Here is a 21,244-nt window from a genome sequence, read left to right as displayed (position 1 = left end):
CACCGGGCCCGCCGCCGGTGCGCGGGCGGCCGCGGGCCCGGTACCCGGCGCGCCCGGCTCACCCGGCGGCAGCGGGCCGGCTCCGCTCGGGCGGTTCCTGGTCAAGGCCGCCGCCGTGACGGCCGGGCTGACCGCCGCCGGCGCGGTGTTCGGGCTCGTACGGGACCAGACCATCGCGCACCTCTTCGGCGCCGGCCACGACAGCGACGCGTTCCTGATCTCCTGGACCGTGCCCGAGATGGCCTCGACGCTGCTGATCGAGGACGCCATGGCGCTGCTGATGGTGCCCGCCTTCAGCCAAGCACTGGCCCGCCGGGCCGCCAGCCGGGCCGGGCTCACCCGCAGGGAGGCCCGCGCGGCCGATCCCGTACGGCTGCTCGTGGGCGCGACCCTGCCCCGTCTCGCGGTGTTCCTGGCCGCCGTCGCGTCGGTGCTGATCATCGCCGCGCCGCTCGTGGTCTCCGTGCTCGCACCCGGCCTGCCGGACCCCGAACTGGCCGTCGAGTGCACCCGCATGACGGCCCTGACGGTCCTGTCGTTCGGGATCGCCGGGTACTTCAGCGCCTCGCTGCGGGCCCACCGCTCCTTCGTGCCGCCCGCGGCCATCTACGTCTCGTACAACGTGGGCATCATCGGCACGATGGTGGCCCTGCACGCCGTGTGGGGAGTGCGGGCCGCGGCCGCCGGGGTCGCCGTCGGCGGGCTGCTGATGGTCGTGGTCCAACTGCCCGCGTTCGTCCGGAACGTGGGCTTCGGGCCGCCCCGGGCCCGGTGGGCCCCGCGCAGCCAGCGCGACCGCGACCGGCCCACCCTCATCGCCTTCGGCGTCATCGCCCCGGTGATCTTCTTCGCCGTCTTCCGGCAGTCCCAGGTCCTCGTCGAGCGGTTCCTCGCCGCCTCGCTGCCGCCCGGCGCCATCTCGCACCTGAACTACGCCCAGAAAGTGGCGCAGATGCCGATGGTCCTCTCCCTGATGATCTGTACCGTCACCTTCCCCGTCGTCGCCCAGGCCATGGCCGGCGGCGAGCGGGAGAAGGCCAGGCGGCGCGTCGAGCAGGACCTCGCGCTCGCCTCCCTCGCCGTCCTCACCGGCACCGCACTCGTCATCGGCTACGCCCCCCAGATCATCCAAGTCCTCTTCGAACGCGGCGCGTTCACCCACCAGGACACCACCGCCACCGCATCCGTGATGCGGGTCTACGGCCTCGGCCTCCTCGGCCACTGCCTCGTCGGGGCGCTGTCCCGGCCCTTCTTCTCGACCGCCCGGCCCATCTGGTTCCCGGCGCTCGCGATGGGTGCCGGACTCCTCGTCAACATCGTGGCCGGAGCCTTCGCCGTCGGCTGGTGGGGGACCTACGGAATCGCCGCCGCCAATGCCGCCGGCATCTCCACCACCGCCGCGCTGCTGCTCACCGGCCTCGGCTCGCGGATCATCGCCATCCAGGTCCGCCGGGTGGCCATCAGCATCGGCCGGCTCTCGGTCGCCGCGTTCGCCGCCGGCGCCACCGGCTGGATCGCCGGGCCGATGGTCGCCGACCCGATGGTCAGCGCCGCCCTCGGCTGCCTGCTGGTCCCGGCCATGTTCGGTGCCACCGGCATGGCCATACGGGCCCTGGAGGTCACCGCCATGCCCGCCCAGATCGCCAAGCTCACCGCTTCGCTCACCTCCCAGCTCACCCAGAGGTTCCGCAATGTCCGCTGACACCGACACGGCTCGTTCCGCCGCGGTGGTACCCGCCCGCCGGACCACATCACCGTGGGTCCTGATGTACCACTCGGTCGCCGAGTTCACCGACCCCGCCGAGGACCCGTACGGCATCACCGTCACCCCGCACGTCCTGGAGGCCCAGCTGCTGTGGCTGCGCTCCCGGGGACTGCGCGGGGTGTCCGTGGGAGAGCTGCTCCGGGCCCGCGCGGCCGGGCGCGGCGCCGGACTGGTCGGCCTGACCTTCGACGACGGCTACACCGACTTCCTCACCAACGCGCTGCCCCTGCTGCGCCGCCACGACTGCACCGCCACGCTGTTCGTGCTGCCCGGCCGGCTCGGCGTGGACAACGTGTGGGACCCGCTGGGCCCCCGCAAGTCCCTGCTCACCGCCGAGGGCATCCGCGAAGTCGCCGCCGCCGGACAGGAGATCGGCTCGCACGGGCTGCTCCACCAGGACCTCACCACCACCCCCGACGACGTGCTCCAGCAGGAGCTCCGGGGCAGCCGCGACCTGCTGCGCGAGCTGACCGGGCGGCTGCCCGAGGGGTTCTGCTACCCGTACGGGCACCTCGACGCCCGGGTCGTGGCCCAGGTGCGGGCCGCCGGGTACGCGTACGCCTGCGCCATCGACCCCGGGCGGCTCGCGGGCCCCTGGGCCCTGCCGCGTACGCACATCAGCCAGGCGGACGGCGGGTCCCGGCTGCACGTCAAGCGGCTGCGCCACCAGGTACGCGAGCTGCGGCGGGCGGTGACCCACCGGTGACGCTGAAGGCGCTGCACATCATCACGGGCCTGGGCGTCGGCGGCGCCGAGCAGCAGCTGAGGCTGCTGCTGCGGCACATGCCGATGCACTGTGACGTGCTGACGCTGACCAACCCGGGGCCGGTTGCCGAGGGGCTGCGGGCCGACGGGGTCCGGGTCGTGCACCTCGGGATGAGCGGGAACCGGGACCTCGGGGCGCTGCCGAAGCTGGTGACGTTCATCCGCCGCGGCCGCTACGACCTCGTGCACACGCACCTGTACCGGGCCTGCGTGTACGGGCGCCTCGCGGCCCGGCTCGCGGGGGTCGGCGCGACGGTCGCCACCGAACACTCCCTCGGCGAGGCCGAGATCGAGGGCCGGCCGCTGTCTGGCGGGGTACGGGCGCTGTACCTGGCCAGCGAACGGCTCGGCGCCGCGACGGTCGCCGTGTCGGACACGGTCGCCGCGCGGCTGGAGGGCTGGGGGGTGCCCGCCGCACGGGTCCACGTCGTGCCGAACGGGATCGAGGCCGTCCGCTTCCGCTTCGACGAGGGCGTCCGCCGGGCCACCCGGGCCCGGACCGGGCTGTCGGACCGGGCGTTCGTGGTGGGCGGGGTCGGGCGGCTGGTGCCGGGCAAGCGGTTCGACGTACTCGTACGGGCGGTGGCCGCGCTCCCCGGGGCGCACCTGCTGCTCGCCGGGGACGGGCCGGAGCGGGCCGCGCTGCGCAGCCTGGCCGCCGAGCTGGGCGCGCAGAGCCGTATCCACCTGCTGGGCGAGCGGGACCCGCTCGGCGACAGCGCGGACGGGCGCACGCCGGGCATCCCCGCGCTGCTCGCGGCGATGGACGTCTTCGTCTCCCCGTCGCGGGAGGAGGCCTTCGGCCTCGCCGTGGTCGAGGCGCTGGCCGCCGGGCTGCCCGTGCTGCACGTGACCTGCCCGGCCATCGACGACCTTCCCGCCAGCCAGGCCCCCGGAGCGCGTCGGATCGGCAGCGGGACCGAGGAGCTGGTCGCCGCCCTGCGCGGGCACATGGAGGCGGGGGCCCGTCGGCTTCCGCCGCCGCCCGTGGTCCGGCGCTACGACATCGCGCGCAGCGCGCGGCAGTTGCTGTCCGTCTACGGGGTCGCGCTGGCCGCGCCGGTGGATCCGGGCTCCGCCCGGGCCGCCTGGGGCTCCGCCCCGGACCCCGCGCCTCAAACTCCCCCGGCTACCGCTGGGAGGGGTCCCCAGGCGGGGCTGGATTCGCCCCGTACCGGATCCCACGAACCCCCTTCACTCAGGAAGTGAGCACCCTCATGGCCGACACCGCCGATCAGAAGAAGACCGCCCACCGCCGCCGGGGCCGGCTGCTGCCGCCCCCCGCTTGGTGGCCACTGCCCGCCTGCGCGCTGCTGGGGCTGGCCGCGGGCGGGGCGTACGGGGTGCTCAAGGCACCCGAGTACGCGGCCACCAGCTATGTCGTCGCCGTCCCCGACGACACCACCGAGCCGGCCACCGCCCTCGGCTTCGCCCAGGCCTACGCCCGCATCGCCACCAGCAGTTCCACCCTCGCGTACGCCCAGCCGCGCGCGGGCATCGGCGCCCGGCAGCTGCGTACCCAGGTCCGTGCCGAGACCTCCCCCGAGTCCCCGATGATCGCCATCACGGGCACCTCCAAGAGTCCGGCCGAGGCCGCCGACATCGCCAACGCCGTCGCCGACGCCCTCTCGCTCAGCAGCAACCAGGCCGCCAAGAACACCGGCGTCCAGCTGCTCCTGTTCAACCAGGCCGTGGCGCCCAGCGACCCCGCCTCGCCGTCCGCGCCCGTCAGCGGGGCCGTCGGGCTGTGCGCCGGCGGGCTCCTCGGCGGGCTGTGGCTCCTGGCCCGGCCCGGTCGGCGCAAGGAGGACACGGCCATCGAGGCCGCGGCGCCCGCCGTCGAGGAGTACGCCTCGCTGCCCGCGCAGAGCGAGCACACCGAGACCAAGGAGAAGGAGTCCGTTCGATGACGTCGGGCTCCGCCGGGGCCCTGTCGGTGACGCTGTGCCGCGACCCCCGACAGTTCGCCGCGCTGGAGGAGCCGTGGAACCGGCTCGTCCGCGGCTGCCCCACCGCCACCCCCTTCCAGAGCCATGCCTGGCTGCACTCCTGGTGGCTCTCGTACGGGAAGGAGGGCCGGCTCCGGATCGTCCTCGTTCGGCGCGGCGAGGAGCTGGTCGGCGCGGCCGCGCTGATGCTCGTACACCGGCCGCTGCCGCTGCTCGTGCCGCTCGGCGGCGGCATCACCGACTACTTCGACGTGCTCGTGGCCGGGGAGTACGCCGACGAGGTCGTCCCGGCGCTGGCCCGCGGCCTGCACCGGGCCGCCCGGCGCGCCGTGGTGGACCTGCGCGAGGTGCGGCCCGGGGCCGCCGCCGAGGCGGTGTACGGGCAGTGGCCCGGGGTGCGCAGCAAGCTGGCCGACTCCACCTGCATGGAGCTGCCCGCGATGCCGTTCGACGATCTGGTCAAGCGGATGCCGGCCTCCGGCGCGCAGCGGGTGCGGGCCAAACTCCGCAAGACCGACGCGGCCGGAATCGAGGAGCACGAGGTCACCGAGCAGGAAGTGCCGCGTGCCGTGCGGACGCTGCTGCGGCTGCACGAGAAGCAGTGGCGCGGCCGCGGAGTGACCCCCGAACACCTCAAGCCGCGCTTCGCCGAGCACCTGACCCGGGCCACCCGGCGGATGGTGCGGGCGGGGGAGGGCAGGCTCGCCGAGTTCCGCCTCGACGGGAAGGTGGTGGCCTCCAACCTGACGCTGCTGTCGGGCGCGTTGAGCGGCGGCTACCTGTACGGGGCCGACCCGGACCTGCGCAACCGGAAGGTGGACGTGGCGACGCTGCTGCTGCGTTACGAGACGGCGCGGGCGCTGGAGGAGGGCCGCCCGGTGGTGAGCTTCCTGCGCGGCAACGAGCCGTACAAGAACCACTGGCGGCCCGAGACCGTCGTCAACCAGCGCCTGCTGCTGGCCACGGCCGCGCTCGCGCCCCTGCTGCGGCTGCACGAGTCGCAGGTGGCGGGGCGCGAGCGGGTGGTGGACGTGCTGCGGGAGGCGCTGCCGGCGGCCCGGGACTGGCGGGCCCGGCTCAACGAACTCCGGGTCCGATGAGCGGACCGCCGCGCCGGGGCCGCAGCAGGGGGCGGGGGCTAGAAGGGCCAGAAACCGGAGTTCTTGCCCCAGCCGAGCTCGACGCAGACCGACTGCTTGCCGACCAGCTTGGAGAGCCATTCGCCGAAGTTGAGCGGCACGCACCACTGCGTGTTGTTGAGCGGCGGCTGCGGCGCGGGCGGCTCGGGCTGCGGCTGCGGCTGCGGCGCGACCGGGCTCGGCGTGACGGGCGCCGGGACCGGAGTCGGGACCTGCGGGGACGGCGCCTCGGGCTTCGGGACCACGGGCGAGGGCTCGGGCGCGGGGACGGGCACCTCGGGGTCGGGCTTGGGCACCTCGGGCGTGGGCACGACCGGGCTCGGCACGACCGGGCTGGGCACCGGGACCGGGGCCTCGGGGGCGGGGACCACGGGCGAGGGGAGCGGGACCTCGGGCGTGGGGACCGCCGGGGTCGGCACCACGGGCGTCGGAATCTGGGGCGCCGGGATCTGCGGCGTCGGGATGACCGGCGTGGGGATCTGCGGCGTCGGGATCTGCGGCGTCGGGATGACCGGCGTCGGGATGACCGGCGTGGGGATGACCGGCGTGGGAATGGCGGGGGTGGGGATGACCGGCGTCGGGATGACCGGCGTCGGGATGACCGGGCCGGGCTTCTCGGGGGTCAGCGCGTCGCGGAAGGCCTTCGCGGACTCCGGGTTCTGCTTGCACTGCCACACGCCGTGCGGGCAGTAGTCGGTGATGGTGTGGTAGATCGGCCTGGTCTGCTCGATCCACTTCAGCATGCGCCGCACGTACTCCGGATTGTCACCCCGCCGGTACAGCCCCCACTCCGGGAACGAGATGCGCTTTCCGTGTGCTTTCGCGAAGTCGACGTGCTCCTGGAGCCCGTACGGCTGGCTGATCTGTTCGTCGAACGTACGCCCGGGGGCCTGGTCGTACGAATCCATCCCGATGATGTCCACCACGTCGTCGCCGGGGTAGCACTTGCTCCAGCCGATCGCGTCCGTACCCCGGTTCGGGGCGAAATCGAACTTGAACTCCTGGCCGGGCACGGAGCGCATGGTGTTGACGACGCGCTTCCAGTACGCCTTCCAGTTCTCCGGGTCCGGCCCGCAGCGGTGGGTGTAGGTGGTGCCGTTCATCTCCCAGCCGAGCACGATCACCGTGTCCGGGACGCCCAGCTCCACCAGCCGCTCGGCGAGCTTCTTGAAGTGCCGGTCGTACTGGCCGCCCGCGCCCGCGCGGATCAGCTGGGCCACCTGGTAGTCGGGCACCCGGGACTCGTTGCGCTCCTGCATGGGCACGTTGAGGACGAACATCCGGTCGTCCTTCGCCCCGCGCCACTGCGCCCAGCTCTCCAGGAAGCTGACGTTGCCTTCGATGCCGGCCCACCGGTCACCGGGCAGATAGGTGTGCCCGACCCGGATCTCCTTGCCGCCCAGCCAGCGCGACAGGTACGGGATCCGGGCCACGCCGGGCGGCCCGTAGTCGAGATAGGCGCCCATGGCGATGTCGGAGTCGTCGGGCCTGCCCCGGTCGGGTGCCGCGAGCGCGGCCCCGGAGGCGAGCAGCCCGGCCGTGACCGTACCGATGCAGGTGCTCGCCAGTCGGCGGTTTGGTCTGGGCATGGCGTCTCCCGAGCTATCCCGAATCGGTGTGCTTACCAAAGACGTTAGGCATCACATCCGACGAATGGCCTGTCCGGTGACCGCCGCATAGGCCATTCGCAGGTGCGCACACTCCCCGCTTGGTCCGACTAGGTGAAAGACACCGCTTCCATGCACGCGTATGCCAACCATGTGCCCGCTGTTCTGCTCAGACTCGATCGGAATCCGTTCCACCACGGAACCCTCGGCGCCGTCAGATCCCTTGGGCGCAAGGGCGTGGAGGTCCATGCCGTCGTCGAGGCCGGGGGAGGTCCCATGGGGCGTTCGCGCTATCTGCGTGCCGTGCACCCCGGACCCGACTGCGGCGCGGACGGGCTGGATCCCGAGGCGCCCGAGGCGCTCCTCGAATGCCTGGTCGGCGTCTCCGAGCGGATCGGGCGGGAGGCGGTGCTCTTCGCCATGGACGATCTGAGCGCCATCGCCGTCGCCCGCATGGCGCCGATGCTCGCGGGCCGGTTCCGGATCCCCCATCAGCCGGACGGGCTGCCCGCGCGGGTCGCCGACAAGGCCGAGTTGTCACGGCTGTGCGCGCGTTGGGACATCCCGCACCCGCAGACCGTGATCCCGGCGGGCGGCGCCGAGGCGGCGGACGCCGCGTGGCGGCTCGGGCTGCCGGTGATCGCGAAGTGGAGCCGGCCGTGGCTGCTGCCGGCCGGTACGGACCTGCGCAGCACCACGCTCGTGCAGACCGCCGCCGAGGCGCGGCGACTGTACGAGCGCTCCGCCGAGGCCGGGAGCCGGCTGCTGCTCCAGCGGTTCCTGCCGGCCGGCCCGGACACCGACTGGTTCTTCCACGGGGCCTTCGCCCGCGGCGGGCGTCCGCTGCTGACCGGGTCGGGGCGCAAGGAGCTGTCCTGGCCGGTGCGGACCGGCCTGACGGCGGTGGGGCGCTGGCTGCCGGACCCCGCGGTGGAGGAGGCGGGGCTGCGGATCGCCGAACGGCTCGGCTACCAGGGCATCTTGGACCTGGACTTCCGCCGGGACGAGCGGGGCTGCTTCCGGCTGGTGGACTTCAACCCGCGGCCGGGCGCGCAGTTCCGGCTGTTCACGGACGCGGCCGGGCTGGACGTGGTCCAGGCGATGTACCTGGATCTGACGGGCCAACGGGTCCCGGAGCCGTCCGGGGGGCCGGGCCGGGTGTTCGTGGCGGAGAACTACGCCCTGCTGGCCGCGGTACGGAGCCGGTCGCTCCCGCGACGGCGCGAGCCCGCTGCGGCGCCGGACCGCGGGCGGGTGGAGGCGGCCTGGTTCGCCGCCGACGACCTGCTGCCGTTCGCGGCGATGCTCGCCGCCTTCCTGGGGCGGGGTGCGGGCAAGGGCGTACGGGTGCTGCGCGGCGTACCGGCGCACGGGCGGCGGACCGCGCGGGCGGTGGTGCGCGCCCCGCGCCAGCGCGGCCGGGAACTGCCGCCGGCGGCGTCGGGAGGGCCGGCGCCGGGCGGGCCGGTCTCCCGTAGCGCGCCGCCGGAGGCGTCGGCGGAGCCGGACGAGCTGGTGACGCGGTGACAGGGGTGACGCGGTGACCCGGTGACCGGTGACGTGGTGACCCGGTAGCGGTGAGCCCCTGACCGGTGGCACCTGATGGGTTGTGACCTCGTGAACGTGAGACTGGAAGGACGGCCGTGACGCGGATGCACGATCTCGTGGTGGTCGGCGCGGGCCCGTACGGGCTGTCGGTCGCCGCGCACGCGGCGGGCGCGGGACTCGACGTACGGGTGCTCGGACGGCCCATGGCGTCCTGGCGGGACCACATGCCCGACGGCATGTACCTGAAGTCGGAGCCGTGGTCCTCCAACCTGTCGGCGCCGGGCGGCCGCCACAGCCTGGCCGACTACTGCGCCACCCGCGGGATCCCGGCGGAACACGGCACTCCGCTGCCGATCGCCACGTTCAGTGAGTACGGGCTCTGGTTCGCCCGGCACGCCGGGCCCGAAGTGGAGGAGGTCACCGTCACCGAGGTCACCCCGCACGGCGAGGGCTTCCGGGTCCATACCGCCGAAGGGCCGCCGCTGCTCGCCCGCACCGTGGCCCTGGCGGTCGGGGTCATGCCCTTCGTCAACCACCCCGAGGCCTTGCGGGACCTGCCGCCCACGCACTACTCGCACAGCAGCGACCACCGCGACCTGAGCCGGTTCGCCGGCCGGGAGGTCGCCGTGCTCGGAGCCGGGCAGGCGGCCCTGGAGACGGCCGCCCTGCTCGCCGAGAGCGGCGCCCGGCCCTGCCTGGTCGCCCGGCGCTCCCGGCTGAACTGGAACACCGTCCCCCAGCCGCTGCGGCGGCCCCCGCTGCGCGCCCTGCGCGATCCGCACAGCGGTCTGGGCACCGGCTGGCGCAGCTGGGCCTGGTCGGAGCTGCCGTGGGCGGTGCGCCACCTGCCCGCCCCGACCCGGGAGCGGATCGCGGCGACCGCGCTGGGCCCGGCCGGCGCCTGGTGGCTGCGGGAGCGCTTCGAGCGGCGGGTGCCCGTCCTGCTCGGGCACCGGCTGCACCGGGCGGTCCCGGTGGGCGAGCGGACCCGGCTGGGGCTGACCACGGCTGCCGGGGAGTCCGTGGTCCTGGACACGGCGCACGTGATCGCGGCGACCGGCTTCACCCCGGGCCTGGCGCGGCTGGGGCTGCTCGACGCGGGGCTGCGGGACGCGCTGGCCACGGTGGGGGAGGGCGGGACGCCGGAGCTGAGCCCCGGCTTCGAGTCCTCCTGGCCGGGGCTGTTCTTCGCGGGGCTGCTGACCGCTCCCTCATTCGGCCCTTCCATGCGATTCGTGCACGGTGCGGGCTTCACGGCGGGGAGACTGGTGAAAGGAGTCCGTAAGCGCCTCGGCGCCCGGGGTCCGCTGCCGGGCTCGACCGGTGGGGCGCGGCCGGATCGGACCACTGCCGGCAATCCGAGCACGTATCTGCGGTGAGAGGGGTCCGCGATGAGCGCGGAGCGAGCACAGGGCCGTGGCTGGGTACGCATTCCCGCCAGCCGCGGGGAACAGCCGGCCGGCCCCGCCGCGGCAGGAACCGCCACGGCGGGGCCCCCGCCGTACGAGCCGTACGAGCAATACCAGCCGTACGAGCCGTACCAGCCGTACCAGCCGTACGAGGAGCCCGCGTACACCCCGCATGCCCCGTACCCCCCGTACGCGAGCTCCTCGTACGGGGACCAGACCATGATCTACATGTCCCTGGTCAAGCGCTGGCGGGAGGCCGGACGCACCCTTCCGGGGCATCCTGACGAGGAGTGGGAGCGGCTCATCTCCCAGCCGTACTGGCCCGGGCGTTAGGTGGTGTGACCTTTGGCAGCGACGGACCGCCCGAACCCGACGGACCGCCCGGAGCCCGTGACCGGGCCCGGGGAGCGGCTCGCGCTGAACGGCATGGGCAGCTTCGAGTGGGACCTCGACGCGGGGACGCTGGCACTGGACGAGGCCGGGATGGCCGTCTTCGACCTGGGACCGGGCGAGTTCGACGGGACCCCGGAGGGTCTCGGGCTGCGGATCCCGGCCGAGGACGCCATGCGGCTCGCGGACACCGTGATCGCCGTCCTGGAGGCCGGCGAGGAGGCGTACGGCGCGTACTTCACGGTGCAGCGGCGCGAGGGCCGCGACCAGTGGACCCACGCCCAGGGCCGGGTGATCCGGCACGCGGACGGCCGGCCGCAGCGGATCCTCGGGATCGTCCGGGACGCGACCGCCGAGCTGGAGCACGCCACGTTCCTGCGGAAGCTGGAGTCGGCGCGGGCCCAGCAGACGACCATCGTGCAGCGGACGACGGAGGCCCTGTCGCGGGCGGTGACCGTGGACGACGTCACGGCCACGCTGACCGGCGCGGGCGCGCTGGAGCGGCTGGGCGCGGAGGGGCTGGCGCTGGGACTGGTCGAGAACGGCGCCATCAAGATCATCGCGTTGAGCGGGGAGACGCTGGAGATCCTCAGCGAGCGCAAGTTCACCCGGCTCGACGGCTCGCTCCCGCTGTCGCAGGCCGTGATCACTCGGCAGGCACGTTTCGTCACCTCGCTCGCGGAGCTGGCGGTCGAGTTCCCCCTGCTCTCCGACTACCTGAGCCGGATCCGCTACGACGCGGCCGCCTACCTGCCGCTGATCGCCCAGGCCAAGGCGATCGGCGGCCTGGTGCTCTTCTACCGCCGGCGCAGCGAGTTCAGCCCGGAGGAGAAGAACCTCTGCCTGGGCCTGGCCGGCATCGTCGCCCAGTCGCTCCAGCGGGCGCTCCTGTTCGACCAGGAGCGGGAATTCGCGACGGGCCTGCAGGCGGCGATGCTGCCGCGCCGGATCCCGGAGATCACCGGCGGGGAGATCGCGGTCCGCTACCACTCCGCGTGGAGCGGACGGGAGGTCGGCGGGGACTGGTACGACGTGATCTCCCTGCCCCGCGACCGGGTCGGCATCGTGGTGGGCGACGTACAGGGCCACGACACGCACGCGGCGGCCATCATGGGCCAGCTCCGGATCGCCCTGCGGGCGTACGCGGGCGAGGGCCACCCGCCGTCCACGGTGCTGGCGCGGGCCTCGCGCTTCCTCGCCGAACTGGACACCGAGCGCTTCGCCACCTGCATGTACGCGCAGGTGGACCTGGAGACCGGAGGCGTACGGGCCGTCCGTGCGGGCCATCTCGGCCCGCTGATCCGGCACACGGACGGGCGCACCGGCTGGCCCAACGTGCGCGGCGGCCTGCCGCTGGGGCTGGCCTCGATCTTCGAGCAGGAGGAGTTCCCCGAGACCCGGCTCGACCTGGTCCCCGGGGAGACGCTCGTGCTGTGCACGGACGGACTCGTGGAGGAGCCCGGCACCAACATCACCCAGGGCATGGAAGCCCTGGCCCACGCGGTCCGCAGCGGCCCCCAGGAGGCCGGTGCCCTCGCCGATCACCTGTCGGACCGGCTCTGGGAGCGCTGGGGCTCCGGCGACGACGTGGCGCTGTTGGTGCTGCGCCGGGCTCCCGACCCGGGCACCCACCGGGCCCCGCGCATCCACCAGTACATCCACCAGGCGGACCCCGAGGGGCTGTCCGAGGCCCGCTTCGCCCTGCGGCAGGCGCTGCGGGACTGGGGCATGCCGGAGCTCGCCGACGACGTGGAGCTGGCGGCGGGGGAGCTGCTGGTCAACGCCCTGCTGCACACCGACGGCGGGGCGGTGCTGACCATGGAGGTGCTGCCCGAGCCGGTCCGGCGGATCCGGCTGTGGGTCAAGGACCGCTCCAGCGTGTGGCCGCGCCGGCGCACCCCGGGGGAGTCGGCGACGACCGGGCGCGGGCTGTTGCTGGTGGACGCACTGGCCACGCACTGGGGGGTGGAATCCCGCGGCGACGGCAAGGCGGTGTGGTGCGAGTTCGACGCCGCGGGCAGCGCGGCCCGCAGCGCCGGGTGACGGGTGCTCACGCCGAGTTGTGGGGTGCGGGATGTGGAGTGATGATGCGGCCATGGAACGGATCGTGCTGTGCGCAGGCTGAGCAAAAGTGCCGCGACGGGCATCCTGGCCCTGCTCCTGCTGGCCGCCGGAGTGCCGAAGGCCGTGGACTGGACGACGGGCCGCCCGCATGCGGACGGCGGCTGCCAGTCGGTGGCGTTCATGTCGATGACCGACGTCGCGCCCGACTGCCGCTGACGGGTCCGGGCGGCGGGCCGGGCCCCGAGTGCCCGGGGCCCGGCAGCGCTCAGTTCTCCTCGTGGACCTGGACGTCCCGCGTGTCCTGGGCGACGGTGGTGACCGACCTCGGCATCAGGCCCGAGAGGCGGATCTCCTGGAGCTCCCCCGTGACCTTCGCGTGGCCCGGGTGCACGCTGCCCGCGGCGAAGCCCGGCGCGTGCGCCACCCACCTGCGCTCCGTGCCGTCGCAGACGACCTGCTCCCCGCCGATGCTGAGCCGGCTGCCGCCCTGCTCGACGGTCGCCTTGATCTGCATCGCCCCCATGGGTGAGGCCCCCTCGCAGTGGTAGCTGCCTGAAAGGGTGACGCCGCCGTCCGCGGCGATGTGCGCCTCGGGATGCACGGAAATGCCTTGGTTGAAAACGGTGGCGCCGGCCGGGGCGGTGAATACCGTGGTGGCGGCCAGTGCGGACAGGGCCGCCAGTGCCATTCGGCGGGGGGACAGGGGCATTTTTCCTCCAGTTGATCGCGGGGGCGGGATTCCGCCGGAACGCATTGTGCTGGCAATCGGCGGGCAACTCGCTCCGCACGCTCGTGTCGGTGTGTGCAATTGCCCGCTCGGGCGCGTGAGACTGGCCGAAATACATCCCCGGAGGGATCCCGCATGCGTCAGTCCGCTTCCGTCCTCGCCGCCGCTCTCGTCCCGCTTCTCCTGCTCGGTGCCACGGCCTGCCAGAGCGCTCCCGAGGGAGCCGCGCTCGCCCCGGCCGCGGCGCCCGCCGTCCCGGTGGACGACGGGGCGCCGGGCGCCGAGGACGCTCCCGTGCGGGCAGCCGCCGAAGCCGCCCGTGTGGGCGAGTCCGTACGGGTGGACGGGGCGCAGGTGGGACGCCACCTCCAGGCGGTGCTCAACGCGTACGTGGACCCCGCGGTCAGCGTCGAGAAGAACTTCGCCCCGGCCGCCGGCAAGCGGTGGGTGGCCGCCTCGATGTCGTTCGTCAACGTCGGCGGGACCTCGTACGGGGCGCTCGGACACATGTGGGCGCTCGACGGCGCGGGGCAGCGCCATCCGGTGGTGCCCACCGGTGAACTGACCACCGGCAAACCACTCGTCTTCGATTCCCTCGCGGTCGGTGAGCGGGCCGAGGGATGGGTCGTGTTCGAAATTCCGGAAAACGCTCGCATTGTGCGGCTCCAGTACCAGGACGCGAACATGCAGGCGAATTCCGGAGGTGGATACTGGGCGGTCTAGCCCGGCCGGGTGAAACGCCGTGAAAGCTCCGGGGGAGAGACCACTAGGGTGCGCGCATGACTTCAACCAAAGCCGAAATCGACCGGTCCAAGCTCGGCACCCTTTGCGTGCTCGCCTGGATCGGCGACCCCGATGAGGCTCACGACATCCCGTACCTCCTCGCCTACACCCTCGGTGACGGCCCCGACGGTCCGCAGGCCGCCGAGGAGGCTGCCCGCGGGCTGCTGGAGGAGCTCGGCCTGCCCATCGGCGACGTGGTCATGGACGGCGTGCGCAACCCGGCCGGCTTCCCGGTGCAGATCCTCCTGGAGGGCAACCAGATCGCGCTGACCATGCCGGGTCTGAACGCGAAGTGCATCGCGCCGCCGGAGTGGGTCGCCGCGGCGGACGACAGCGGGCAGGCCTACTTCCTCTTCGCCACGCGCGCTTGGCCCGAGGCGGTCCCCGGCCAGCCGGTCTCCGCGGAGACCCTGCAGGCCTTCGCGGGTGACGAGGAAGTGCTCACCGGGAGCGCCCACGCCGTCCTCGCGGTGCGGCGCCTGCAGAAGTAGCGCCCGCGGAGGGGAAACCATCCGCTCCGGCCGCCGGGCTCCCAGCCCGCCCGGTGGCCGGTTCTTCCGTACGCGGCTGCGCGGGTGCGCAGCCGCGCGGCTACGGGCGCTCGAAGGCGAACTTGAGCGAGCGGACGCGGTTGTCGAAGTTGGACCCCGCCAGATCCGGCAGGCCCGCCGCACGCAGGCCCACCGGCCGGGTCAGCAGCTCGTGGAAGAGGGCCTTCATCTCCACCCGGGCCAGGTGCGCGCCCAGGCAGAAGTGCGGTCCGCCGCCGCCGAAGCCCAGGTGGGGGTTGGGGGAGCGGGTGATGTCGAAGGTGTCGGGGTCGGGGAAGACGGCCTCGTCGCGGTTGGCGGAGGCGTAGTACAGCACCACCTTGTCGCCGGGCCGCAAGAGGTGGCCGCCCAGGGTGTGTTCGGCGGTCACCGTGCGGCGGAACTGGATGATCGGCGTCGAGTGCCGGATCATCTCGTCGACGGCGCCCTCGCCGTACTTCTCGAAGTCCGAGAGCAGCAGGTCCCGTTGCTCGGGAAATTCCGTCAGCAGGGTCAGCCCGTGCGTGATGGCGTTGCGGGTGGTCTCCACGCCCGCGACCATCAACAGCGAGAAGAAGGCGCCCAGTTGCCGGGCGCCGAGCGCCTGGCCGTCGACGTTCGCGCAGACCAGCGCCGAGATCAGGTCGTCGGTGGGGTTCTTGCGCCGCTCCCGGCCGATGCCCGCGACCATCCGCTGCATCCGGGCCAGGGCGCGCAGCCCGCGCCCGGGCATCCGCAGCCGGGAGGCCAGGCCGCGCTCCACGCCGATGTTCTCGGAGGCGTGGTTGACGCGGTCGGCGATCTCGGCGCGGTAGCGCTCCGGGATGCCCATCATGTTGCAGATGACCTCCAGCGGCAGCCGGGAGGCCACCGCCGAGACGAACTCCTCGGGCCGCTCGGCCAGTACGTCGTCCACGATCCGGGCCGCCACCGTGTGGATGTCCTGCTCGGCGGCCGCCAGCAGCCGGGGCGTGAAGGCCCGCTGCACGATCTTGCGCAGCTGGGCGTGGTCCGCGCCGTCGAGGTTGACCATCGAGTCCCCGAACAGCGCCCGCACCCACCGGGCCGGCTCGGGGGTGGTCACCCCGGGCGCGCTGGCGAAGACCTTGGGCAGGCGGCTCGCCTCCTGCACGTCCGCGTGCCGTACGAGGGCCCAGTGACCCCGGTCGCGCCCCTCGGGCACGTACACCGGGGCGTCCAGTGCCCGCAGCCGCGCGAAGACCGCCAGGCGGTGGGCCGGGGGAGCCTGCCAGAAGCCCGGGTCGGCCAGTTCCGCGCCCGTGCTCTCGTGTCTCTGTGCCGGAACCGTCATGTCTGTGCCTCTTCCTGTCGGGCGCCGTGCCGCTGTGGTGCAGAACGGCGAAGGGGGCACGGGGGTGACGGGTCCGGCGCGGCGGACCCGTCAGGCGGCGTGAGCTGATGCCGTGGTGCCGCGTACCGACAGGGTCAGGCCGACCGCGACCGTCGCCGCCGCGATCAGGCCCGCGTACAGGACGGCGTACGTGCCCGCCCAGGTGCAGGCGAGCACCGCGAGGGCGGACAGCGGCAGGGTCAGCTGCTGGGCGAGACCCCGCTTGAAGTGGCGGGAGTGCAGGAGCCAGACCATCAGCAGGTAGAGCGCGGCCGGGACGGTGACGGCGGAGTTCGCGGCGACCTGCGAGATGTGGGCCTTGCCGACCGCGTGCTCGACCGCGACCTCGATGCCCGCCCCGATCGCCGCGCCCGAGGCGAAGATCAGCAGATGCCCGTAACCCCACGGGATCGCCTCCCGGTTGGAAGTCAGCCGCTCGTGCATCGGCACCGCGAAGTAGATCCACCAGGCGGCGAAGACGATCAGCAGGCCGCCTGCGGCGATGGGCAGCAGCTCGCCCAGGGCCTCGTGCTCGTCGATCGCCGACTGCACGGCCACCGTGCTCGCGGCGATCGTCTCGCCCAGCACGATGATGGTGAACAGCCCGTACCGCTCCACGATGTGGTGGGCGTGCCACGGCGTCTGGTGGCCGCGCTCGGCCAGCACCGGCACCATCAGCTCCGCGGCGCCGAGGACCAGGAACAGCCAGTGCTTGGCGTCGTCCGGCGCGAACAGCAGCGCCACCCAGCCGGCCTGGCAGACGACCAGTCCGGCCGCGTACTTCAGCGCCGCCGTGCGGGCCTCGCCGCTCTCGCCCGCGGCGGCCCGCAGCCACTGGGCGGTGAGGGCCACGCGCATGATCAGGTAGCCGATGACGGCCACCGCCCAGTCGTTCTGGTCGAAAGCCTGGCTCACGCCCGCCGCGTAGACGAGCACGCCGGCGATCTGGACGAGCGTCGCGATCCGGTACGGCACGTCGTCGCAGTCGTAGGCGGAGGCGAACCACGTGAAGTTCATCCACGCCCACCACACGCCGAAGAAGACGAAGAAGTAGCCGATCACCCCGGTGCCGGGATGGCCCTCGGCCAGCGCGTGCACCAGCCGGGCACCGGCCTGGGCGATGGCGACGACGAAGCAGAGGTCGAAGAACAGCTCCAGCGGTGTGGATGCCCGGTGGTCCTCGTCGGGGCTGCGAGCGGTCATGGGGAGGTAGGCCATGGCGAACAGCAGACCAGACGGCCGCCGCTTCGGCGGGCGAGGCGCGCGGCCCTCGGCGCCCGCGTGCCCCGGGCGGCCATCGCCCGGGCGGCCCTTCAGGTGCGACGCGACCGACGCACTGGGGGCGACAGGACAAGGTCCTGTCGCGCGCGGTGCGTTGGCCTCTGCCGCGGGCGCGGCGCGAGGCGGAATCTGGATATGTCAGGACCCTTCTCGCAGTGCAGGACGTGCCATGAGTTCCGCCACGCAGGAAGTTCAGAGGCCGCTCGCCGATCCGGCGCAGTACCGCCCAGGCCGCACCATCACGGAGTGGATGGCGGCAGCGCCCGCATCCTCTACACCTTCATCGGCCCGATGATTCCAGACGACCTGCCTGGCGGTGTGCCGGTGGTTCTACGCCCGCAAGGGCGCGGAGGCTCCCAGCTCAGCGAGGCCGCAGCCGGGGCGGCCGTACCCTGGAGGCATGAGCACCGCCCCCGCCCCCGACCCGCAGGACCCGAAGCCCGAGGGCCGGACCGAGCCGCGGCCCGCCGCGAAGCCCGGGCCGAAGCCGAGGATCGACTTCGACGACCCGCTGGACCAGCAGTCCTCGGACGACACCGACCGCGGCTGGGGCGAACGGCCGCCCGCCGGAGGAAGCACGGCCGACCTGGCCCGCTTCCTCGACGAGAAGCCGCCGCACCACATCTGACCGTGACCGGCCTGGCCGGAAGGGCCGCCGGGTCCCGCCGGACCGGCCACGGCACTAGAACGCGTCGTGCGAACCCGGAGGGCGGCCGTTGCCGCCGCCCGCGGCCCGCTGCGCGACCAGGGTGTCCCGGATCTCCTTGAGGACCTCCAGCTCGGTGATCTCCATGGTCTCCTTGACGCCCTCCTTGGCCCTGCGGCGTGCTTCCACCTTGGCGAGGTACTTCGCCATCGGCAGGACCATCAGGAAGTAGACGACCGCCGCGGTGACCAGGAAGGTGAGCGTGGCGTTGAGGACCGAGCCCCACAGGATGTTGACGCCGGTCGGCTCCCCCTTCGCGTCGATGCCGCAGGGGTCCTTCAGGCACGAGGAGTAGACGTCCAGGTTCTTCGTCCCCACGGCGCCGACCAGCGGGCCGATGATCCCCTTCACCACAGAGTTCACGATGTTCGTGAACGCGGCGCCGATGACGACGGCCACCGCCAGATCGACCACATTGCCGCGCATCAGGAAGGCCTTGAAGCCCGCCAGGACGCTCTCCTTCTTCTTCTCGCTCACCACTGAGCCTTTCTTCACATGTGCCGAACACGGAGCCAACGGTTCCGAAAGCTACGGCAGTCCGGGCCGGGCGTGTCCAATCGGCCCCCATTTCGAGGCGACTTGACCGCGCATCCGTCCGTTTCGTCACGAACGGCACGGCGCGAGTCAACACAGCGTCACCGCCAGTCGCGCCACGGCGCCCGCCCCCACGAGATCCCGCGCGATGTCCCGGGGCACGGACAGGACCACCAGCGCCCCACCGTCCCCGACACCCTCGTCGGGATCCGGCACTTCGGCAACGCGGGCCCCGGCGGCCACCACCCGCGGCGGCCCGGTGCGCTCGGCCGCGACCACGTCCACCCGGTCCCCGGGGTGCAGCAGCCGCACCGTCGCCGCGTCCGCGATGCGTACGGGCGCCGACACCGTCCGCACCACCGCGGGAGGGGGCTTCACCTCGGACGGCGGGGCGCCCCGGGAGGCCTGTGCCTCGGCGCCGCCCACCGCCAACGTGGCCGCCACGACGGCCAGTGCGGCCGCGGCGCCGCGCCGCCGCCGACGCAGGGCCCTGCGCAGCCGGTCCCCGCCGCGCCCCACGCGAAGCGGGGGGAAGAGCGGCACGGTGCGCGCGGGGGGACACGTACCGGAAGGGGTGTGAGTGTGGGTGACGTGCGGGACGCGGGACGTTGCGGACATGGCGACCACCACCAGGCTGAGTGAGTTGCGGTGTCCGGCCCCGGCGGCCGGACACCCCTCACGATCCGCCGCCCCGCCGGATCCCGCTCGCGCCTGTGGACGATCCCCAGCCTGTGGACAACGCCGACACCCACACGAGTTATCCGGCGACCCCTTCTCCGGTGACCCCTTGTCCGGCGACCCCGACGCGCGCCAGCGCGGCCGCCGGGTCCGCGGCCCGTGCCACCGCCCGCCCGACCACCACGTACGAGGCCCCGCCGGCGAAGGCCGCCTGCGCGGTGCCGCTCCGGGAGTGCCCGCCGTCCGCTCGGCCCGGAAGCGTCACCCCGGGCTCACGATCAGCGGCCGCGGCCCCAACTCGGCCCGTAGCGACCCGGCTTCCCGCGGTGAGGCGATCACCCCGGCGCACCCGGCGCCGACCGCGAGACGCGCGAGGCGCAGCACCTGCTCGTCGGGAGTCGCGCCGATCCCGACATCGGCGAGGTCGCTCCCGGTCATGCTCGTGACCACCGTCAGCGCGAGCACCCGTAGGCGCCCAGGCCGCCGACGGCGCGGACGGCGCCCGCCACGGAGTTCGGGATCTCGAAGAGCTTCAGGTCGAGGAAGACCTCGTGGCCCTGCCCGACCAGCTCCCGCACCAGGCCCGGCGGCCGTGAGCAGCTCCAGCCCGACCTTGTAGAAGCCGCAGGCGTCGCCGAGCCGCGCGACGAGCTCCAGCGCTTCCCGGCGGTCGTCGAAGTCGAGGGCCACGATGACCCGGCCCTGTCCGTCCACGAGCGGTTCTACGGCAGCTCGATGCCCAGGTCCCAGCCGTCGTGTGCGTGCGTGCACAGGCAGGCGCGGGATTCCGTCGCGGGGAGGGCCGCCACCGCGTCGAAGAGCACCTCGCGCAGTCGGCCGACGTTCTCGCCGAAGACCTTCAGCACCTCGGTGTGGGAGACGCCCTCGCCCGTCTCGGCGCCCGCGTCCAGGTCCGTGACCAGAGCCATGGAGGTGTAGCAGAGCCCCAGCTCACGGGCGAGCACCGCCTCCGGGTGGCCCGTCATGCCGACCACCGACCAGCCGGCCGCCGCGTGCCAGCGCGACTCGGCGCGCGTCGAGAACCGCGGCCCCTCGATGACGACCATGGTGCCGCCGTCCACGGGCTCCCAGTCCCGCCCCCGGGCCGCCGCCAGCGCGACCGATCGCCCGACCGGGCAGTACGGGTCCGCGAAGGTGGTGTGCACGACGTTCGGCACGGATCCGTCCGGCAGCGGCTCCCCGTCGAAGAACGTCTGGGCGCGGGACTTCGTACGGTCGACCAGCTGGTCGGGGACGAGCAGCGTGCCCGGACCGTACTCGGCGCGCAATCCGCCGACCGCGCACGGGCCGAGGACCTGGCGGACGCCGACCGAGCGCAGGGCCCACAGGTTGGCCCGATAGTTGATCTTGTTCGGGGGCACGGTGTGGCTGCGTCCGTGCCGCGGCAGGAACGCCACGGACCGGCCCGCCAGCTCGCCTATGTACAGGGAGTCGCTCGGGGGCCCGTACGGGGTCTCCACCTGGACCTCGGAGACGTCCTCGAGGAAGGAGTAGAAGCCCGAGCCGCCGATGACACCGATCTCTGCGTTCGCCATGGATCCCACCCTAACGGGGCATGCGCGAGGCCCCACCGCCCGGAAGGGCGGTGGGGCCTCGCGAAGGACTGTCGGGCGGGTCAGGCAGCCGAGGTGGAGCTGCTGCTCGTGCTCGTGCTCGTGCTCGAAGAGGCCGAGGACGAAGACGTCGACGAAGAGGACGCGGCGGGGGTCGACGTCGTGGACGCCGGCTTCGAGGCAGGGGTGCTGCTCGACGAAGCGCCACGGCTGTCGTTCCGGTAGAAACCGGAGCCCTTGAAGACGATGCCGACCGCGGAGAACACCTTCTTCAGGCGTCCGTCGCAGTTCGGGCACACGGTCAGTGCGTCATCGGTGAACTTCTGCACGGCCTCAAGGCCCTCACCGCACTCGGTGCACTGGTACTGGTAGGTCGGCACGAATTTCCTCCTGGCACTCTGACTCAATGAGTGCTAACGACGCTCCATGGTGACGTATTCCGGC

General features: G+C 73.3%; 24 protein-coding genes and 1 pseudogene. 13 read left to right on the top strand and 12 right to left on the bottom strand.

The genetic code is table 11. The features are described 5' to 3' along the window. From murJ to ACFWBF_RS04025, 5 genes are all read left to right on the top strand, one after another. Positions 1 to 1,702 (top strand): murein biosynthesis integral membrane protein MurJ (gene murJ, locus ACFWBF_RS04045; protein WP_385594725.1); only part of this gene is annotated, 1,702 nt, incomplete at its 5' end. Beyond that, complete coding sequence (locus tag ACFWBF_RS04040) at positions 1,692 to 2,471, top strand: polysaccharide deacetylase family protein (protein ID WP_385594722.1); 780 nt, start codon at positions 1,692 to 1,694, stop codon at positions 2,469 to 2,471. The genes murJ and ACFWBF_RS04040, both read left to right, overlap by 11 nt. Positions 2,472 to 2,473: 2 nt before the next feature. Further along, positions 2,474 to 3,739, top strand: a complete 1,266-nt coding sequence (locus ACFWBF_RS04035; protein WP_385594770.1) for a glycosyltransferase — start codon at positions 2,474 to 2,476, stop codon at positions 3,737 to 3,739. 8 nt (positions 3,740 to 3,747) lie between these two features. After that, on the top strand, positions 3,748 to 4,440 hold the full coding sequence (locus tag ACFWBF_RS04030) for a lipopolysaccharide biosynthesis protein (RefSeq protein WP_385594767.1): 693 nt from the start codon (positions 3,748 to 3,750) through the stop codon (positions 4,438 to 4,440). Further along, the gene (locus ACFWBF_RS04025; protein WP_385594719.1) at positions 4,437 to 5,579 is read left to right on the top strand and encodes a GNAT family N-acetyltransferase; all 1,143 of its coding nucleotides are present in this window, start codon (positions 4,437 to 4,439) and stop codon (positions 5,577 to 5,579) included. The genes ACFWBF_RS04030 and ACFWBF_RS04025 overlap by 4 nt, the downstream gene beginning before the upstream one ends. Before the next feature lie 38 nt (positions 5,580 to 5,617). Here ACFWBF_RS04025 and ACFWBF_RS04020 read toward each other — a convergent pair whose 3' ends face one another. Continuing rightward, positions 5,618 to 7,207 (bottom strand): glycosyl hydrolase, encoded by a 1,590-nt coding sequence (locus ACFWBF_RS04020; protein WP_385594716.1) that lies wholly within the window; start codon positions 7,205 to 7,207, stop codon positions 5,618 to 5,620. Between the two features lie 294 nt (positions 7,208 to 7,501). Between ACFWBF_RS04020 and ACFWBF_RS04015 the strand changes: the two genes are divergently transcribed. The 5 genes from ACFWBF_RS04015 (at position 7,502) to ACFWBF_RS03995 (ending at position 12,852) form a co-directional block, all read left to right on the top strand. Further along, positions 7,502 to 8,752, top strand: a complete 1,251-nt coding sequence (locus ACFWBF_RS04015; protein ID WP_385594713.1) for an ATP-grasp domain-containing protein — start codon at positions 7,502 to 7,504, stop codon at positions 8,750 to 8,752. 125 nt (positions 8,753 to 8,877) lie between these two features. After that, positions 8,878 to 10,152 carry an NAD(P)-binding domain-containing protein gene (locus tag ACFWBF_RS04010; protein ID WP_385594764.1) on the top strand — a complete coding sequence of 425 codons (1,275 nt, stop codon included), beginning with the start codon at positions 8,878 to 8,880 and terminating at the stop codon, positions 10,150 to 10,152. A gap of 12 nt (positions 10,153 to 10,164) precedes the next feature. Further along, positions 10,165 to 10,515: a hypothetical protein gene (locus tag ACFWBF_RS04005; protein ID WP_385594712.1), complete on the top strand. Its 351-nt coding sequence runs from the start codon at positions 10,165 to 10,167 to the stop codon at positions 10,513 to 10,515. Between the two features lie 12 nt (positions 10,516 to 10,527). Continuing rightward, positions 10,528 to 12,615 (top strand): SpoIIE family protein phosphatase, encoded by a 2,088-nt coding sequence (locus ACFWBF_RS04000; RefSeq protein ID WP_385594709.1) that lies wholly within the window; start codon positions 10,528 to 10,530, stop codon positions 12,613 to 12,615. A 69-nt stretch (positions 12,616 to 12,684) separates the two neighbouring features. Further along, positions 12,685 to 12,852 carry a hypothetical protein gene (locus ACFWBF_RS03995; protein WP_385594706.1) on the top strand — a complete coding sequence of 56 codons (168 nt, stop codon included), beginning with the start codon at positions 12,685 to 12,687 and terminating at the stop codon, positions 12,850 to 12,852. Positions 12,853 to 12,901: 49 nt separating this feature from the next. Here the strand turns inward: ACFWBF_RS03995 and ACFWBF_RS03990 are convergent, their stop codons facing one another. After that, positions 12,902 to 13,345 (bottom strand): DUF6299 family protein, encoded by a 444-nt coding sequence (locus tag ACFWBF_RS03990; protein ID WP_385594703.1) that lies wholly within the window; start codon positions 13,343 to 13,345, stop codon positions 12,902 to 12,904. A 153-nt stretch (positions 13,346 to 13,498) separates the two neighbouring features. Here ACFWBF_RS03990 and ACFWBF_RS03985 point away from each other — a divergent pair, with 153 nt between their 5' ends. Together ACFWBF_RS03985 and ACFWBF_RS03980 are read left to right on the top strand one after the other, a co-directional pair. After that, on the top strand, positions 13,499 to 14,086 hold the full coding sequence (locus ACFWBF_RS03985; RefSeq protein WP_385594701.1) for a DUF4352 domain-containing protein: 588 nt from the start codon (positions 13,499 to 13,501) through the stop codon (positions 14,084 to 14,086). A 56-nt stretch (positions 14,087 to 14,142) separates the two neighbouring features. Continuing rightward, positions 14,143 to 14,637, top strand: coding sequence for a DUF5949 family protein (locus ACFWBF_RS03980; RefSeq protein WP_385594698.1), 495 nt, complete (start codon positions 14,143 to 14,145; stop codon positions 14,635 to 14,637). 100 nt (positions 14,638 to 14,737) lie between these two features. On the opposite strand, the gene ACFWBF_RS03975 is transcribed toward ACFWBF_RS03980, so the two are convergent. Together ACFWBF_RS03975 and ACFWBF_RS03970 are read right to left on the bottom strand one after the other, a co-directional pair. Next, positions 14,738 to 15,988, bottom strand: a complete 1,251-nt coding sequence (locus ACFWBF_RS03975; RefSeq protein WP_385594696.1) for a cytochrome P450 — start codon at positions 15,986 to 15,988, stop codon at positions 14,738 to 14,740. Positions 15,989 to 16,078: 90 nt separating this feature from the next. Continuing rightward, on the bottom strand, positions 16,079 to 17,245 hold the full coding sequence (locus ACFWBF_RS03970) for a low temperature requirement protein A (RefSeq protein WP_385594693.1): 1,167 nt from the start codon (positions 17,243 to 17,245) through the stop codon (positions 16,079 to 16,081). A 463-nt stretch (positions 17,246 to 17,708) separates the two neighbouring features. Here ACFWBF_RS03970 and ACFWBF_RS03965 point away from each other — a divergent pair, with 463 nt between their 5' ends. Next, on the top strand, positions 17,709 to 17,936 hold the full coding sequence (locus ACFWBF_RS03965) for a hypothetical protein (protein WP_385594690.1): 228 nt from the start codon (positions 17,709 to 17,711) through the stop codon (positions 17,934 to 17,936). Positions 17,937 to 17,990: 54 nt separating this feature from the next. On the opposite strand, the gene mscL is transcribed toward ACFWBF_RS03965, so the two are convergent. The 8 genes and pseudogenes from mscL to ACFWBF_RS03925 form a co-directional block, all read right to left on the bottom strand. Continuing rightward, positions 17,991 to 18,491, bottom strand: coding sequence for a large conductance mechanosensitive channel protein MscL (gene mscL / locus ACFWBF_RS03960; protein ID WP_385594687.1), 501 nt, complete (start codon positions 18,489 to 18,491; stop codon positions 17,991 to 17,993). 147 nt (positions 18,492 to 18,638) lie between these two features. After that, positions 18,639 to 19,166 carry a hypothetical protein gene (locus tag ACFWBF_RS03955; protein ID WP_385594685.1) on the bottom strand — a complete coding sequence of 176 codons (528 nt, stop codon included), beginning with the start codon at positions 19,164 to 19,166 and terminating at the stop codon, positions 18,639 to 18,641. 139 nt (positions 19,167 to 19,305) lie between these two features. After that, positions 19,306 to 19,491: a hypothetical protein gene (locus ACFWBF_RS03950; protein WP_385594682.1), complete on the bottom strand. Its 186-nt coding sequence runs from the start codon at positions 19,489 to 19,491 to the stop codon at positions 19,306 to 19,308. After that, positions 19,488 to 19,664, bottom strand: a complete 177-nt coding sequence (locus ACFWBF_RS03945) for a hypothetical protein (protein WP_385594776.1) — start codon at positions 19,662 to 19,664, stop codon at positions 19,488 to 19,490. The genes ACFWBF_RS03950 and ACFWBF_RS03945 overlap by 4 nt, the downstream gene beginning before the upstream one ends. 14 nt (positions 19,665 to 19,678) lie before the next feature. After that, positions 19,679 to 19,804, bottom strand: coding sequence for a hypothetical protein (locus ACFWBF_RS03940; protein ID WP_385594773.1), 126 nt, complete (start codon positions 19,802 to 19,804; stop codon positions 19,679 to 19,681). 58 nt (positions 19,805 to 19,862) lie between these two features. Next, a pseudogene (locus ACFWBF_RS03935) lies at positions 19,863 to 19,916 on the bottom strand (hypothetical protein); the annotation flags it as partial. A gap of 32 nt (positions 19,917 to 19,948) precedes the next feature. Then, on the bottom strand, positions 19,949 to 20,782 hold the full coding sequence (locus tag ACFWBF_RS03930) for an S-methyl-5'-thioadenosine phosphorylase (RefSeq protein WP_385594679.1): 834 nt from the start codon (positions 20,780 to 20,782) through the stop codon (positions 19,949 to 19,951). A gap of 80 nt (positions 20,783 to 20,862) precedes the next feature. Next, positions 20,863 to 21,180 carry an FmdB family zinc ribbon protein gene (locus tag ACFWBF_RS03925; protein ID WP_385594676.1) on the bottom strand — a complete coding sequence of 106 codons (318 nt, stop codon included), beginning with the start codon at positions 21,178 to 21,180 and terminating at the stop codon, positions 20,863 to 20,865. Positions 21,181 to 21,244: the final 64 nt, after the last annotated feature.

Source organism: Streptomyces sp. NPDC060028 (genome assembly GCF_042736725.1).
In the GTDB taxonomy this organism is placed as follows: Bacteria; Actinomycetota; Actinomycetes; order Streptomycetales; family Streptomycetaceae; genus Streptomyces.
The sequence above is the reverse complement of the archived record's forward strand: the minus strand, read 5'-3'. Positions and strand labels throughout refer to the sequence as shown.

Coding starts and splice junctions, on each gene's coding strand:
- ACFWBF_RS04040 (WP_385594722.1), top strand. CDS start 1,692: ATGTCCGCTGACACCGACACGGCTCGTTCCGCCGCGGTGGTACCCGCC.
- ACFWBF_RS04030 (WP_385594767.1), top strand. CDS start 3,748: ATGGCCGACACCGCCGATCAGAAGAAGACCGCCCACCGCCGCCGGGGC.
- ACFWBF_RS04025 (WP_385594719.1), top strand. CDS start 4,437: ATGACGTCGGGCTCCGCCGGGGCCCTGTCGGTGACGCTGTGCCGCGAC.
- ACFWBF_RS04020 (WP_385594716.1), bottom strand. CDS start 7,207: ATGCCCAGACCAAACCGCCGACTGGCGAGCACCTGCATCGGTACGGTC.
- ACFWBF_RS04015 (WP_385594713.1), top strand. CDS start 7,502: ATGGGGCGTTCGCGCTATCTGCGTGCCGTGCACCCCGGACCCGACTGC.
- ACFWBF_RS04010 (WP_385594764.1), top strand. CDS start 8,878: ATGCACGATCTCGTGGTGGTCGGCGCGGGCCCGTACGGGCTGTCGGTC.
- ACFWBF_RS04005 (WP_385594712.1), top strand. CDS start 10,165: ATGAGCGCGGAGCGAGCACAGGGCCGTGGCTGGGTACGCATTCCCGCC.
- ACFWBF_RS03990 (WP_385594703.1), bottom strand. CDS start 13,345: ATGCCCCTGTCCCCCCGCCGAATGGCACTGGCGGCCCTGTCCGCACTG.
- ACFWBF_RS03985 (WP_385594701.1), top strand. CDS start 13,499: ATGCGTCAGTCCGCTTCCGTCCTCGCCGCCGCTCTCGTCCCGCTTCTC.
- ACFWBF_RS03980 (WP_385594698.1), top strand. CDS start 14,143: ATGACTTCAACCAAAGCCGAAATCGACCGGTCCAAGCTCGGCACCCTT.
- ACFWBF_RS03975 (WP_385594696.1), bottom strand. CDS start 15,988: ATGACGGTTCCGGCACAGAGACACGAGAGCACGGGCGCGGAACTGGCC.
- ACFWBF_RS03970 (WP_385594693.1), bottom strand. CDS start 17,245: ATGGCCTACCTCCCCATGACCGCTCGCAGCCCCGACGAGGACCACCGG.
- ACFWBF_RS03965 (WP_385594690.1), top strand. CDS start 17,709: ATGAGCACCGCCCCCGCCCCCGACCCGCAGGACCCGAAGCCCGAGGGC.
- ACFWBF_RS03955 (WP_385594685.1), bottom strand. CDS start 19,166: ATGTCCGCAACGTCCCGCGTCCCGCACGTCACCCACACTCACACCCCT.
- ACFWBF_RS03945 (WP_385594776.1), bottom strand. CDS start 19,664: ATGACCGGGAGCGACCTCGCCGATGTCGGGATCGGCGCGACTCCCGAC.
- ACFWBF_RS03930 (WP_385594679.1), bottom strand. CDS start 20,782: ATGGCGAACGCAGAGATCGGTGTCATCGGCGGCTCGGGCTTCTACTCC.